This is a genomic window from Streptomyces beigongshangae (assembly GCF_019710745.1).
Taxonomy (GTDB): domain Bacteria; phylum Actinomycetota; class Actinomycetes; order Streptomycetales; family Streptomycetaceae; genus Streptomyces; species Streptomyces beigongshangae.
Genome location: NZ_JAHKJW010000002.1, coordinates 145,201 through 159,335, shown reverse-complemented (window position 1 = coordinate 159,335; position 14,135 = coordinate 145,201). Strand labels below are relative to the sequence as shown.

Annotated in this window: 12 protein-coding genes; 6 read left to right on the top strand and 6 right to left on the bottom strand. The window is 72.3% G+C overall.

Going from position 1 to position 14,135, the window contains the following annotated elements; all coding sequences use genetic code 11:
• Positions 1-195: 195 nt before the first annotated feature.
• Positions 196-1,662: a penicillin-binding transpeptidase domain-containing protein gene (locus KM933_RS02060; RefSeq protein WP_221348117.1), complete on the top strand. Its 1,467-nt coding sequence runs from the start codon at positions 196-198 to the stop codon at positions 1,660-1,662.
• A 68-nt stretch (positions 1,663-1,730) separates the two neighbouring features.
• On the opposite strand, the gene KM933_RS02055 is transcribed toward KM933_RS02060, so the two are convergent.
• Positions 1,731-2,837 (bottom strand): ferritin-like domain-containing protein, encoded by a 1,107-nt coding sequence (locus tag KM933_RS02055; RefSeq protein ID WP_221348013.1) that lies wholly within the window; start codon positions 2,835-2,837, stop codon positions 1,731-1,733.
• Positions 2,838-3,048: 211 nt separating this feature from the next.
• Here KM933_RS02055 and KM933_RS02050 point away from each other — a divergent pair, with 211 nt between their 5' ends.
• The 4 genes from KM933_RS02050 (at position 3,049) to KM933_RS02035 (ending at position 6,576) form a co-directional block, all read left to right on the top strand.
• Positions 3,049-3,987 carry an AurF N-oxygenase family protein gene (locus tag KM933_RS02050; protein ID WP_221348012.1) on the top strand — a complete coding sequence of 313 codons (939 nt, stop codon included), beginning with the start codon at positions 3,049-3,051 and terminating at the stop codon, positions 3,985-3,987.
• Positions 3,988-4,122: 135 nt separating this feature from the next.
• Positions 4,123-4,848 (top strand): TetR/AcrR family transcriptional regulator, encoded by a 726-nt coding sequence (locus tag KM933_RS02045; protein WP_221348011.1) that lies wholly within the window; start codon positions 4,123-4,125, stop codon positions 4,846-4,848.
• 65 nt (positions 4,849-4,913) lie between these two features.
• On the top strand, positions 4,914-5,312 hold the full coding sequence (locus tag KM933_RS38930) for a hypothetical protein (protein ID WP_308013218.1): 399 nt from the start codon (positions 4,914-4,916) through the stop codon (positions 5,310-5,312).
• Positions 5,313-5,418: 106 nt separating this feature from the next.
• A complete protein-coding gene (locus KM933_RS02035; protein ID WP_221348010.1) occupies positions 5,419-6,576 on the top strand; it encodes a C40 family peptidase in 1,158 nt (385 codons plus the stop codon).
• 252 nt (positions 6,577-6,828) lie between these two features.
• On the opposite strand, the gene KM933_RS02030 is transcribed toward KM933_RS02035, so the two are convergent.
• The 5 genes from KM933_RS02030 to KM933_RS02010 form a co-directional block, all read right to left on the bottom strand.
• Entirely contained in the window at positions 6,829-8,082 is a 1,254-nt protein-coding gene (locus KM933_RS02030; protein ID WP_221348009.1) for a styrene monooxygenase/indole monooxygenase family protein, read from the bottom strand.
• A gap of 129 nt (positions 8,083-8,211) precedes the next feature.
• Entirely contained in the window at positions 8,212-8,874 is a 663-nt protein-coding gene (locus KM933_RS02025; RefSeq protein WP_221348008.1) for a GTP-binding protein, read from the bottom strand.
• Positions 8,855-9,346, bottom strand: coding sequence for a DUF742 domain-containing protein (locus tag KM933_RS02020; protein WP_221348116.1), 492 nt, complete (start codon positions 9,344-9,346; stop codon positions 8,855-8,857). Before KM933_RS02020 ends, KM933_RS02025 begins: the two co-directional genes overlap by 20 nt.
• Before the next feature lie 32 nt (positions 9,347-9,378).
• On the bottom strand, positions 9,379-9,879 hold the full coding sequence (locus KM933_RS02015) for a roadblock/LC7 domain-containing protein (RefSeq protein WP_221348007.1): 501 nt from the start codon (positions 9,877-9,879) through the stop codon (positions 9,379-9,381).
• Positions 9,876-12,932 (bottom strand): sensor histidine kinase, encoded by a 3,057-nt coding sequence (locus KM933_RS02010; RefSeq protein ID WP_221348006.1) that lies wholly within the window; start codon positions 12,930-12,932, stop codon positions 9,876-9,878. The genes KM933_RS02015 and KM933_RS02010 overlap by 4 nt, the downstream gene beginning before the upstream one ends.
• A 354-nt stretch (positions 12,933-13,286) precedes the next feature.
• Between KM933_RS02010 and KM933_RS02005 the strand changes: the two genes are divergently transcribed.
• Positions 13,287-14,090, top strand: coding sequence for a protein phosphatase 2C domain-containing protein (locus tag KM933_RS02005; RefSeq protein ID WP_221348005.1), 804 nt, complete (start codon positions 13,287-13,289; stop codon positions 14,088-14,090).
• Positions 14,091-14,135: the final 45 nt, after the last annotated feature.

Here is a 14,135-nt window from a genome sequence, read left to right as displayed (position 1 = left end):
CCGCGAGCTGCACGGCGGACAGCGCGGGGACCGGCCCCGCGAGCAGCAGGAGGAACGGCGTCCCGATCAGCACCGCGGCCGCGCCGGGGACCGGCACCGCGGCCGGCACGGAAGACCGCGCGGGGAACCGTACGGAGAACCGCGCGGGGAACGGCACGGCGAGGAGGCCGCGCCATGACCGGCAACGGACGCCCCATGACCCGGTACATCCGGCACTCCGCCGCCTTCTGCGCGCTGCTGCTGCTCGCCCTGCTGGTGAACGCCGCGCGCGTCCAGGTCGTCCGGGCCGGTACGTACGACGGGAATCCGGCCAACCGCCGTTCCGCGATCGCGCGCTACGGGCAGCCGCGCGGTGACATCCTCGTGGGCGGCGGGGCGGTCACCGGCTCCCGGGACTCCGGGGGGCGGCTCCGCTACGAACGGAGCTACCGGAACGGCCCGTTGTACGCGCCCGTGACCGGCTTCGCCTCGCAGATGTACGGAACGGCCTTCCTGGAGGAGGCGGCCGACGGCGTGCTGGCGGGCACCGACCCGTTGCTCTCGCCGTTCCCGCTGCTCCCCCTGTGGAACGACTTCATCCGGGCCCGTGACCCCGGCGGCAACGTGGAGACCACCCTCCACGCGAAGGCGCAGCGGGCGGCGTACTCCGGGCTCGGCGCGCGGCGCGGCGCGGTGGCCGCGCTGGAACCGTCCACCGGTCGCGTCCTGGCCCTGGTCTCCACCCCCTCCTACGACCCCGGGGAGCTCTCCGGCACCGGCCCGTCCGTGGCCCGGGCGTGGGCGCGGCTGAACGGCGCGGCGGACCGGCCGATGCTCAACCGGGCGGTGCGGCAGACGTATCCGCCGGGCTCGACCTTCAAGGTGGTCACCGCCGCGGCGGCCCTGGACTCGGGCGTGGTGCGCGACGTGGACGAGCCGACCGGCTCCCCGGACCCGTACCGGCTGCCGGGCAGTTCGACGAGTCTGACGAACGAGGTCGGGGGGTGCGAGGACGCGTCGCTGCGCTACGCCTTCCAGTGGTCGTGCAACACGGTCTTCGCCGGGCTCGGCGTGGACGTGGGCCCGGCCCGGATGCGCGCCACGGCGGCCGGGTTCGGGTTCAACGACGCGACGTTGCGGATCCCGTTCGCAGTCTCGCCCAGCACCTTCGACGCCCGGACGGACAAGGCCCAGCTCGCGCTCTCCTCCATCGGCCAGTACAACACGCGGGCCACCCCCCTGCAGATGGCGATGGTCGCCGCGGCCGTCGCGAACGGCGGTTCGGTGCGTACGCCGCACCTGGTGGAGCGGATGACCACGGCCGACGGGGACACGGTCCTCGCCACCGGGCAGCGCACCCTGCGCCAGGCCATGAACCCCGGTACGGCCGTACGGCTGCGCGAACTGATGAGGGACGTCGTGGAGAGGGGCACCGGTACGAACGCCGCCATCCCCGGCGCCACGGTCGGCGGCAAGTCCGGCACGGCCCAGCACGGCATCCACAACTCCGGTACGCCGTACGCCTGGTTCGTCGCCTGGGCACAGGCCGAGGGCGCCATGGAACCGGCGGTGGCCGTCGCGGTCGTCATCGAGCACGCGGCGGCCGACCGGGGCGACATCAGCGGCGGCGGGGACGCGGCGCCGGTCGCCCGGGCCGTGATGAAGGCCGTGCTCGACCGCTGAGCGGGAAGACTTCCGACGCCCTCCGGGCCGGAGCGTCCGGGCCCGGGACCCGGCTCCGACGCCCGGGTCTAGGACTCGGCTCCGGTCTTGATCGCGTCGGCCACCTCCGCGACCCGCGCCCGCTCCTCCGCCGCGAAGCGTTCCGCGTCGAGCCTCTCGGCGAGTTCCTCGTCCTGGGCCATGAGGAGGTCGAGGTTGGTGTTGCCCATGTCGAAGACGCCCATGTCGACGTATGCCTGCTGGAGGCGCTTGCCCCACAGGCCGATGTCCTTGACGCAGGGGACGATCCGGGAGAACAGCAGCTGCCGGAAGATCGCCAGGAACTCGGACCGCTCGCTGTACTCCTCGGCCTCCGCCTTCGGGACGCCGAAGTTCTCCAGGACCTCGACACCGCGCAGGCGGTCCCGCATCAGGTAGCAGCCCTCGATGACGAAGTCCTCGCGCTCGCGCCGTTCGGCGTCGGAGAGCTGCTTGTAGTAGTCGCGCAGCGCCATGCGGCCGAAGGCCACGTGGCGGGCCTCGTCCTGCATCACGTAGGCGAGGATCTGCTTCGGCAGCGGCTTGTCCGTGGCGTCCCTGAGCAGGCCGAACGCGGCGAGCGCCAGCCCTTCGATGAGGACCTGCATGCCGAGGTAGGGCATGTCCCAGCGCGAGTCGCGCAGGGTGTCGCCGAGGAGCACCTGGAGGTCGCCGTTGACCGGGTAGAGCATCCCGATCTTCTCGTGGAGGAAGCGGGTGTAGATCTCCGCGTGGCGCGCCTCGTCCATCGTCTGGGTCGCCGAGTAGAGCTTGGCGTCCAGGTCGGGCACGGACTCCACGATGCGGGCCGCGCACACCATGGCGCCCTGCTCGCCGTGGAGGAACTGGCTGAACTGCCACGAGGCCACGTGCCGACGCAGTTCCCCCTTGTCACGGTCGTTCATCTTCGCCCAGTAAGGGGTTCCGTGGAGCGCGATCGTCTCGTCGGGGGTGCCCAGCGGATCGTAGGGGTCCACCTCCAGGTCCCATTCGATCCGCTTCTGGCCGTCCCACTGCTTGTCCTTGCCCTTCTGGTACAGGGCCAGCAGACGGTCGCGCCCTTCGTCGTACTCCCAGCTGAACCGTGCCGCGCCGGTCGCGGGCACCTGCCAGAGGGGAGCTCCGGGGTCCGTGGCGTACAGGTCGTAGGTCGGCATGTCTCGCAGGCTCACACGTGTCGACCGGAGGGTCAACAAGTTGCGCGGAAGGGATTGACGAGCTTGCTGACAAGCAGTCTCATAAGATGTGACCGGCGGTAACTCCGATCACTTGCCGCTCATTCATCGACCGCTCCCAACCGATCCCAACCGATCCCAACCAATCCCGATCGCTTTCGGTACGACGAGGTACGACAAGGTGGGCACAGCCATGACGACCATGACGGAGGACAGTGCCATCGAGGGTCTGCGCGACGCACTCGGCCTGCTCAAGGACCGGGAGCAGGTGGCCGAGCGGCTGCTCGACTCCTCCGCGAAGCACTCCTTCGACCCGGACGAGGAGCTGGACTGGGACGCGCCCTTCGAGGAGGGAAAGTGGTTCTGGCCGCCGGAGCTGGTGTCGCTCTACGGCACCCCGATGTGGAAGCGGATGAGCGAGGAGCAGCGGATCCTGCTCTCCCGGCACGAGGCCGCGGCGCTGGCCTCGCTGGGCATCTGGTTCGAGATCATCCTGATGCAGCTGCTGGTGCGGCACATCTACGACAAGCCGGCGACGAGCGCGCACGTGCGCTATGCGCTGACCGAGATCGAGGACGAGTGCCGGCACTCGAAGATGTTCGCCCGGCTGATCAGCCGGAGCGGGACACCGCACTACCCGGTGAGCCGGGCGCACCAGAACCTCGGCCGCTTCTTCAAGACGGTGTCCACGACGCCCGGTTCGTTCACCGCCACGCTGCTGGGCGAGGAGGTGCTCGACTGGATGCAGCGGCTGACGTTCCCGGACGAGCGGGTGCAGACCCTGGTCCGGGGCGTGACGCGGATCCACGTGGTGGAGGAGGCCCGGCACGTGCGGTACGCGCGGGAGGAACTCCGCCGCCAGATGGTGACCGCGCCCCGCTGGTCGCAGGAGTTCACCCGGATCACCTCCGGTGAGTTCGCCCGCGTCTTCTCGGTCGCCTTCGTGAACCCCGAGGTCTACACGAACATCGGCCTCGACCGGCGCGAGGCCCTGGCCCAGGTGAAGGCGAGCGGCCACCGCAGGGAGGTCATGCAGACGGGCTCCAAGCGCCTGACGGACTTCCTGGACGACATAGGCGTCCTGCGGGGCGCGGGCCGCCGCCTCTGGAAGTCGTCGGGCCTGCTGGCCTGAGCCGACCGGCTTCCGGGGAGGGGGGAGCCCTGAAGGGCAAGGGGTACGGGGCATCGCCTCCGCCCTTCGGGGACACCGGCCCCCACTCCCCCGCCGCCCTCTCCCTCCGCCCCCCGGCGGGTTACGCTGCGAACCATGACCTCGCCCGCCCCCGCCCGCGCGTACCGACGCCTCAGCGTCGAGGAGCGACGCGGTCAGCTCCTCGACGCCGCGCTGTCGCTGTTCGCCGTACGGGCACCGGACGACGTCTCCCTGGACGACGTGGCGGAGACGGCGGGCGTCTCCCGCCCGCTGGTGTACCGCTACTTCCCGGGCGGCAAGCAGCAGTTGTACGAGGCGGCCCTGCGCTCGGCCGCGGAGGAGCTGGAGCACTGCTTCGCCGAGCCGCCGGACGGCCCCCTCACCCGCCGCCTCTCCAACGCCCTGGACCGCTACCTCGCCTTCGTGGACCAGCACGACGCCGGTTTCAGCGCCCTGCTCCAGGGCGGCGGCGTGGTCGGGACGTCGAGGACGAGCGCCATCGTGGACGGTGTGCGCCGGGCCGCCGCCGGGCACATCCTGAGCCACCTGGGTGTCGCGGAGCCGAGTCCCCGGCTGCGGATGACCGTCCGGATGTGGATCACGGCCGTCGAGGCGGCCTCACTGATCTGGCTGGACGAGGGGAAGGAGCCCGCGCTGGACGAGTTGCGCGACTGGCTGGTCGACCAGTTCGTGGCGTGCCTCGTGGCGACCGCCGCGCGGGACCCGCAGGCCGCGGGGGTCGTACGGGCGGCGGTGGCACTGGAGTCCGCGGACGGGCCGATGGGCTCGCTGGCCCGCCGGGTGCTGCCCGTGGTGAGCGACGCGGCGCACCTGCTGTGAGGCGCGCCGGGCCGTCGTCCTCACCGTCTGCTGTACCAGGGCCGCGGCACTGAGACACTGACGCGGTGAAGAGCGAAGACACCCCTTTCGAGGGCGGCCCGCTGGACGGCCGCGTGCTGCCGGTCCTGCTCGGCCCGACCGGGCACCCCCCGAAGGTGTACCGGGTCCCGGTGCCGGACGGGGCGGGCGGCCCGCCCACGGTGCTCGTCTACCGCCGCGTACCGGCGGACGCGGGCGCGGAGAGGCTCGGTCTGCACCAGGGGTGGAAGTACGAGTACGACCCCACAGGCCGGGCCGGCAGGCTCAGGTGGCCGTGGTCGAAGCCGGACCCCGTGCGGGATCCGGTGCGGGATCCGGTACAGGGCTCCGTGCGGGACTTCGCGCAAGACGCCGCGCAAGACCCTGGGAAGGGGCCGGTGCCAGGCGCCACGCCGGACGGCGGGCCGGAGGACACCCGCGGGTGATCCCGTTGGGCCGGACCGCCCACGGCCGGCGCGCGCGGCCGGTCCGGGCGCCCGATGCTCACGGTGCGGAGAGGCGGAGGTGCCGCCCCGCACCGGAGGTGATGACGTGTCAGGAAGGCTTCCGCGCCTGGTCCGCGCAACCGCGCTCGCGGTCGGCGCGGTCGGTACGGTCGGCGCCGTCCTCGTGTCCGCGCTCCCGCCGGCCGCCGCCGCACCCGCCGTGCCCGCCGTGCCCGCGCCGGACGAGCGGTCCGTGGCCGAGCTGCTGACCGGTCTCCAGCGGCTGTACCGGGAGACCGAGGAGGCGACCGAGACGTACAACGCGACCGAGGAGAAGCTGAACCGGCGCAAGGCCGAGGTCGCGCGCCTGAACGGCCGGCTCGCTGCGGCCCGGCTCTCGCTGCGCGACAGCCGCGGCGCCGCGGGACGCCTGGCCCGGCAGCAGTACCAGGGCGCGAGCGAGATCTCCCCCTACCTACGGCTGCTGTTCGCCCGCGATCCGCAGCACGCGCTCGACCAGGGCCATGTGATCCGGCGGGTCTCGCGGGAACGGGCCGGCACGGTGGAGCGTCTGGCGGTCGGCGAGCGGAGGGCCGCGGGGCTGGCGCGCCGGGCCCGTACCGCCCTCGACGGGCAGCTCGCCCTCGCCGAACGGCAGAAGAAGGACCGCGACCTGGTACGGGAGCGGCTGGAGGACGTCGAGGAGCTGCTCGCCTCCCTGACCGAGGAGCAGCTCTCACGGGTGGCCGAGCTGGAGAGGTCCGGGGTGGCCGAGGCGCAGGACGAGCTGGTGGCGTCGGGCGCGCTCAGCAGCACGCGCCGACCCAGCAGGAAGGGCGAGAGGGCCCTGCGCCACGCCGTGGAACAGATCGGCAAGCCGTACGAGTGGGGCGCCGAGGGCCCGGACGCGTACGACTGCTCGGGCCTCACCTCACAGGCGTGGGGCACCGCGGGCCACCCCATCCCCCGCACCAGCCAGGAACAGTGGTCCGAGCTCCCCAGGATCGCCCTGACCGACCTGCGCCCGGGTGACCTGGTCGTCTACTTCCCCAAGGCCACCCATGTGGCGATCTACCTGGGCGACGGCCTGGTCGTCCAGGCCCCCCGGCCGCACACGAGGATCAAGGTCTCCCCGGTGGCGGCCAACCCCGTACTGGGCGCGGTCCGCCCGGATCCCTCCGCGGCCTCCCTGCGCCGGTACACACCCCCGAAGCTCCCGAAGGACGCGAGGGCCGGCTCGGACGAGGGCAACGACACCCCCTAGCCCCGCCCTTCACGAGCGCCTCCGCCAGACGCCGGGAGCGCGGGACGCCTGGGCCCCCGGGCGGCTGAGCACTTTTTACACGGTGATCGCACCGCCCACCGCCCAGCGTCCGACGTCATCGGAGGCCCCGTATGCCGTCCGCCCGCCTCGCGGAAGACGCCGCGGCCTCCACCGCGCGCACAGCGCCTTCACCGACCCCGGCAGTACGGACGGCGTGCGGAGGACGTACGGACGGCGGGGAGCGTCCGGTCGTCAGGCCCCGGCGATCGAGGCCAGGTACGCCTCCGTCCTCTCCGGTTCGTAGAAGAAGTTCTCGAAGTCCGACGGGTCGTTGAAGCCGTTCGCGAAGCGGTCGGCCGCCGGCTGGAGCCGTCCTGCCGCGCCGATCAGGTTCAGGACGTGCTCCGGCGGCGGGCCGAGCATCGCGTTCGTCCACTTCGTGGCGTGCCGGGCCGTCTCCCAGTAGCGTTCGAACGTGTTCCGCATCCAGGTCTCGTCGAACTCGGCGTCCCCGTGGCCGAGGATCGAGTCGAGGTAGGAGGCCGCGCACTTCGACGCGGAGTTGGCGCCCTGGCCGGTGACCGGGTCGTTCGCCACGACCACGTCGGCGACGCCGAGGACCAGGCCGCCGCCGGGCAGCCGGCCGACCGGGTTGCGGACGGTCGGCGCGTAGCGCCCGGTCAGCGTGGCGCCCGCGTCGGTGAGTTCGACCTTCGTGGCCCTGGCGTACTCCCACGGCGTGAACCGTTCCATGAGTCCCAGGGTCAGGGAGAGGTGTTCGGCCGGGTCCTTGACCTTTTGGAAGGCATCCAGCGGACCGCCGGGTACGCCCTCCCAGAAGAGGATGTCCGCCCGCCCGGAGAGCGTGAACGTCGGCATGACGAACAGCTCGCCGACGCCCGGGACGAGGTTGCAGCGGACCGCGTCGAACTCCGGGTGCTCGGGACGCGGGCCGAGACCGTGGACGTACGCGACGGCCAGCGCGCGCTGCGGCTGCGCGTACGGGGAGCGCGAGGCGTCGCGGTCGAACATCGACACCAGCTCGCCCTTGCCCGCCGCGACGAGGACCAGGTCGTACGTACGGGCGAAGTAGGAGAGGTCGGAGACCGCGGCACCGTGGATGACGAGCCGGCCGCCCCGCTGCGCGAACGTCTCCATCCAGCCGGACATCTTCACGCGCTGGTCGACCGACTGCGCGTACCCGTCGAGCCTGCCCACCCAGTCGACGGCGCGCTGCGCGGGGCCCGGGTCGAAGGAGCCGGGGGCCGCGACGGAGGCGCCGAGTCCTTCGATCCTCGGGGCCTGGGACTCCCAGAAGTTCAACCGGAGATCGCGCTCGTGCTGCAGCGCCGTGTGGAACATGCACTGCGTGGACATGACGCGGCCGGTCCGGATCTCGTCCGCCGTCCGGTTGGACATCAGGGTGACCTCGTACCCGTGCGACTGGAGTCCGAGGGCGAGCTGAAGTCCGGCCTGGCCGGCTCCGACCACGAGTATCTTCCGCATGCTGGTCCTTACTGGTCCCTACTGGTCCTTACTGGCCCCTGCCGGCCCTTACTGGTCCTGCTCCGCGCACGCCTTGGCCGGGCCGGCGCCGGGCCGTACCGTGTCGCCTCGCCCGGAACCGACGTCACCTCACTCGGGGCTGACGTCGAGCGCGTGCCTCACCAGCGCCAGCAGGGTCTCGATCACCGAGAACCGGTGGCGCGCGTCCATGACCATGACAGGTATGTCCCGGTGGATCGTGAGGGCCTCCCGCACGTCGTCCGGCTCGAACCGCTCGCTGCCGTCGAAGTGGTTGACGGCGACGACGTAGGGCAGCCCGCAGCTCTCGAAGTAGTCCAGTGCCGGGAAGCAGTCCTTGAGGCGCCGGGTGTCGGCGAGGACCACGGCGCCTATCGCCCCGCGCACCAGGTCGTCCCACATGAACCAGAACCGCTGCTGGCCGGGCGTGCCGAACAGGTACAGCACCAGGTCGTCGTCGAGCGTGATGCGGCCGAAGTCCATGGCCACGGTGGTGGTGGCCTTCTCCGGGGTCGAGCTGAGGTCGTCGGTGCCCTCGCTCGCCCGCGTCATCAGCGCCTCCGTCTGGAGGGGCGTGATTTCGGAGGCGGCGGTCACGAGGGTGGTCTTGCCCACCCCGAAGCCGCCCGCCACCACTATCTTCGTGGCGATCGGAGCGCGCGTGCGGTCCTTCTGCCAGGCCTTCAACTCCTCCTCGGGCTCCGGTATCTCGAGGAGACCGGACGATCGGGAGACATCCGAGACGCGGGAGACGTCAGAGACGACGGAGTCCACTCAGCACCCTTTCCAGCAGAGCGCGGTCCGGCTGTCCCGGACCGTGACCTGTTCCGTACACACGGATCTTGCCCTGGTCCGCCAGGTCGCTGAGGAGCACCCGGACCACGCCGAGCGGCATCTTCAGGAGGGCCGCGATCTCGGCCACCGTACGCATCCGGCGACAGAGTTCGACGATGGCCCTCATCTCCGGCATCCCCCGGGTGGAGAGCGAACCGTTCTCCAGTTCCCGGCGCTCCTCCGGAGCCTCCAGCGCCGCCACGAACGTCTCGACGAGCAGCACGTGCCCGGAGCGCGTACGGCCGCCGGTGAGGGAGTAGGGGCGTACGCGGGCGGGAACGCGAGTCCCCCCGCGCGAGCGAAGCCGGGCGTGGGGGAGGTCGGCGCCGCGGACCGGGAGCCTGGACGCGCCGGGCCTGGTCGAGGTGCCGAGCTCGGTGGAGGTGCCGGGCCTGCCGGAGGCGCCGGAGATGCCCGGTGTGCCGCTCGCGTCGCTCGCGTCGCTCACTTGGCCGTCCCCGTCGTCGTGTCGGCGAGCGACCGGCGCAGCTCGTTGCGGAGCTCGGGAGTCAGCACGTGTCCCGCACGGCCCACGAAGAGCGCCATGTGGTACGCCACGACGCTCATGTCGCAGTCCGGGGAGCCGTGCACACCGAGCAGCGAGCCGTCGCTGATCGACATGACGAAGAGCCCGCCCTCCTCCATCGCGACCATGGTCTGCTTGACGGCGCCGCCGTCCATCAGCTTGGCGGCGCCGATGGCGAGGCTGCCGATGCCGGAGACGATGGTGGCCAGGTCCGCCGCGGAGCCCCGGGGACCCGAGGGTCTCCCGTCGCCCTGCCGTGCCTGCGCGTTCCTCCCGGGGTCGGAGGAGAGCAGCAGCAGGCCGTCGGAGGAGACCACCGCGACCGACAGGAGGCCCGGTACCTCCTCGACGAGGTTCGTCAGCAGCCAGTGCAGGTTGCGGGCTTCATGGCTCAGTCCGAAAGTACTGGGCGCGGTCAACTGCTTGCCTCCTCGACGGTGTCCCCCTTGGGTTCTACGGCATGTGCGGCGGGCGTCTGCAGCTCCGACGTCTGTTCGGCGATCTCCGTCTCGACATCGCGGCGACCTTCGCTGGCCCCCCGGTGGAATCCGCCGAGACGGCGTCGCAGTGCCTCGGCGTCGACGGATGTCCTGCGCGGACCGGCGGCCTGCGCGGGTGCGGAGATCTTCGGGGTGCGCTTGGGCAACCCCTTGTCGGTGACCCGCTCAGGCGGCTCCGTCGGCTCCGGCAGCTCCTGCACCCGCGGTGACGCGTCGGGAACGCGTTCGTGGGTGTCGGGGCCTATGGCGTACGGGTCGGTGGCGCGGTGACCGGTGCCCTTGTGGCCGGTGCCCTTGTGATCGGTGCCCTTGTGATCGGTGCTCTCGTGGCCCGTGGTGGCCTGAGCCGGGATCCGGGCCGGCGGGGGGTCCGAGGGGAGGGCGGGTTCGGCAGGCGGGGCGGCTTCGGCAGGCTCGTCCGCCGGAGGCACCGGAGCCATGAGGACCATGGTCGTCTCGGGGCCGGAGCCGGGGCCGGGGCTGCCGGAGGGGGCGCCCGGTTCGGCGGGCTCGGCGGACCCGGACGGCTCCGCGGACTCGGACGGCTCCGCGGACTCGGTACCGGCAGCGGACTCCTCGCCGGCTCCGCCGACCTCGCGGCTCTCACCGACCTCGGCCGCCTCATCGGCACCGTCGGCCTCATCCGTTCTGTCAGCCCCGTCGGCCCCGTCAGCTTCGCCGGCCTCGCGCAGGCTGTCCTCCGCCGCGGCGATCAGCGGGTCCCGGCCCTGACGGCCGTGCAGGACATTGGAGTTGACCTCCGCGTCCGCTCCCGGGAGGGACGTCGCGGTCACGGGTCCGGCCGTGCGGGCGGTGGCCGGCGGGGGGACCGCTTCCGCGGGCCCGGCGGCGAGCAGGGTCTTGGGCAGGACCACGACGGCCGTGACCCCGCCCTGCTTCTGCTCGCGCAGCTGCACCCGTACACCGTGCCGGTGGGCGAGCCGGGCCACCACGTACAGGCCGAGCCCGAGACCGTCGCCGCCCTCCTCGTCGTACGCGTCCTGCGGGTCGAAGGACGCGAGGCGGGTGTTGAGCCGTTCGAGCCGCTCGCCGGTCATGCCGATGCCCTCGTCCTGGACGGAGAGCATGACCTCGCCGCTCTCCAGGAGCCAGCCGGAGACCTCGACGGGGACGTCGGGCGGTGAGAAGGAGGAGGCGTTCTCCAGGAGTTCGGCCACCAGGTGGCTGATGTCGTCCGCCGCGAACCCGGCGAGGTGCGCGTGCGGCGGCAGTGCGGAGATACGGATCCGCTCGTACCGCTCCACCTCGCTGACGGCCGCGCGGACGACGTCGACGAGCGGGACCGGCCCGGGGTGCTGGTGGCCGTGCTCCGCGCCCGCGAGGACCAGCAGGTTCTCGCTGTGCCGGCGCATGACGGTGGCGAAGTGGTCGAGCCGGAAGAGGGTGGCGAGGCGCTCGGGGTCCTGTTCGCGCTCCTCCATGCCTTCGATGACCGCGAGCTGCCGCTCGACCAGGCCCAGGGTGCGCAGGGCCAGGCTGACGAAGGTGCCGTGGATGCTGGACCGGACCTGTTCCAGCCGGGCGGTCGCCTCGGAGAGTTCCGTGCGGAACGTGTCCCGTTCGTCCGCCATCTTCTGGCGCTGGCCGATGAGGTGCTTGCGGTCGCCCTCCAGCGTGGCCAGGCGCTCGTTGAGGGCGACGGCGTGCGCGTGGAGGGTGTTGACGGACCGCACGACCTGGGCGAACTCGTCGTTGCGTCCGGTGAACTTCACCGGCTCCCCGGTGCCGGGCTCGGCGGCGAGACGGGCGGAGCCGCGGCGCAGGACGGACAGCGGTCGTGTGAGCGAGCGGGCCATGCCCGTGGAGACACCGACGGCGAGCAGCATCAGCGCGCCCAGCACCGCGAAGCGGATCTCCAGCGCGGTGACGTCGTCGTCGCGCATCCGGGCCAGGTCCGCGGCACGCCGGGTGTTGAGCGACGCCTCGACTCCGCGCATCAGCTCGACGCGGGCGGAGAGCGCCGCGTCCAGCTTCTTGGTGTCGGTGGCCAGTTCGGAGTCGGAGAGGGCGGGCCCGTCTGCCAGGCTCGCGAGGTACTTCTCGGCGGAGGTGACGTCGGGCCCGTTGACCGTGGACTCGTACGAGGCGCGGTCCGCCTTGGGCGCCGTGGCGGTGAAGTCGGCCAGGGCGGCCTGCTCGCGGACGTGCGCCTGCTGGGCCGCGGCGGTGAGCGCGTCGCGCTGCTTGGTCGCGGCGGCCGACGACGTGGTGGTCGTCGTGGGCAGGCCGGTGATCGGGTCGGTGGTGGTCTGGGTGCTGGTGGGCACGTTCAGCGCCGCGAGGAGCAGACCGCGGGTCGAGGCGGCCTGCTGGACGGCGGTGTCGAGGTCGGCGAGGGCGTGCGCGCCGGAGCCCGCGCGGGGCGGGAGGTCCTCCGCCAGTTCCTCGGCGAGGGTGTGGAGTTCGGCGAGGACGGCCGAGTACGCCTGATGCGCTTCGAGCGCGCTGCTCCGTCCGGCGAGCGCCGTCCTGCGGACGGTGGCGATCCCGTCGAGCGTCTTCAGGAAGGACGCGGGGGCGTCCGTCTCGACAGCGTGGGCACGCAACTCGTCCACCTGGCGGTCCACCCGGGCGCCGCGGCGCTCCGAGGGGCCTGCGCCCTTGGGGCGGCCGGCCGCGAGATAGGAGGTGACCTCGTCGCGCTCGTCGGCCAGCGAGTGGGCGAGGGCCAGCGCGTCCTGGGTGCGCTCGGCGGACGTCACCAGGTTCTGGGAGTCGTTGAGCTCTCCGGAGGCGGCGATCACGGAGGGGGCGCCCGCTCCGGCGATCGCGGCCGCCACGACGGCGACGGCGATGATCAGCCGACTGCGTACGTGCTTCGGACGACCGCGGCCGGCGGGGTCCGGGGTGTCCTGCGGTGCCGGTGAGTTCGGTGTGGGCCCGGAGGCTCCACCCGAGACCGACTGCCTGCCTTTGCGCCGAGGCCGCGTTTTCTGCACCGGTGCTCGCATTCCTGATCGTGTCCCCATGGGCCCGGGTGACGAACCGTCAACTCGCATGTCGTCCCGGTACGGCTCCCGACCCTCCCAGTGCGTGTGGGCAGTGGTCGCGCATCACCTGACCCGCCACACGAAGGAGTGAACATCGCCGGGGAGCGGCCCGGCAAGTTCCCCTGGCGCATGCGACACCCGTGCGCGGAGGGTCGGTTGGACGTCCACCGCGACCGATGGCAAGATGCGCCGCCCACGGTTCGCCGGAGTCGGTGATTCACCGCAAAACAGGCGCCTGACCTGCTGCTCCCGTCGGGTCAACGGTGGTTGCCAGCCTTTGGCGGAGCTTGTGAAGGGCTCGTGCAGACTGGCCGGATGCGCTCGGAACTGATCTCGGTACCCGGTGACCCCGCCCGTCCCGACGAGGACTACGCGTCGGTGGGGCTCCCCGCTTCCGGACAGGGCGGTTCGATCGTCGTCCTGGACGGGGTGACACCTCCCGCGACCGATCACGGCTGTCTGCATTCCGTCCCCTGGTTCACCGCGCGGCTCGGGGGTGCACTGGGGGAACTGTCCGTTTCACGGCGAGATCTGACACTCACCGAGGTCCTGGCTCTGGCCATCACGCGTACAGCAGACGCACATCGGGCGACTTGTGACCTTTCTCACCCACGTACGCCGCAGGCGACGGTGGCGCTGGCCCGCTGGTCGCCGCAGACCGTGGAGTACCTGGTCCTCTGCGACTCGGTGCTCCTCGTCGGGTCCCCCTCCGGCACGGTCGTCCCCGTCCTCGACGACCGCCTCTCCCGTGTGCCGCGCGCCGCGCTGACCTCGCACGCCGTGACGGACGCGGCCCTGCGCAACCAGGAGGGCGGCTTCTTCACGGCCGCGGCGGACCCCTCGGTCGCCGCCCGTGCCGTCACGGGCGCCCTCCCCCGCTCCGGGGTGCGCACCCTCACCGCCCTGACGGACGGCGCGGCCCGCTGGGTGGAGAAGTTCGGGGAGGGCACCTGGGAGGACCTGGTCGCCCTGCTCCACAAGGAGGGGGCGGAATCCCTGATCACCCGGGTCCGCACACTGGAGCTGACGGCCGCGGCCCGCAGGACCCCGGGCTCCCCCGGCCCTCTGGGCTCCGCCAAGACCCACGACGACGCGACGGTGGTCCACGTGGTCCTGTGAGCCGGGGCGTTCCGCCGGGGCGTCCCGCCGGGCCGGGGAACGGCG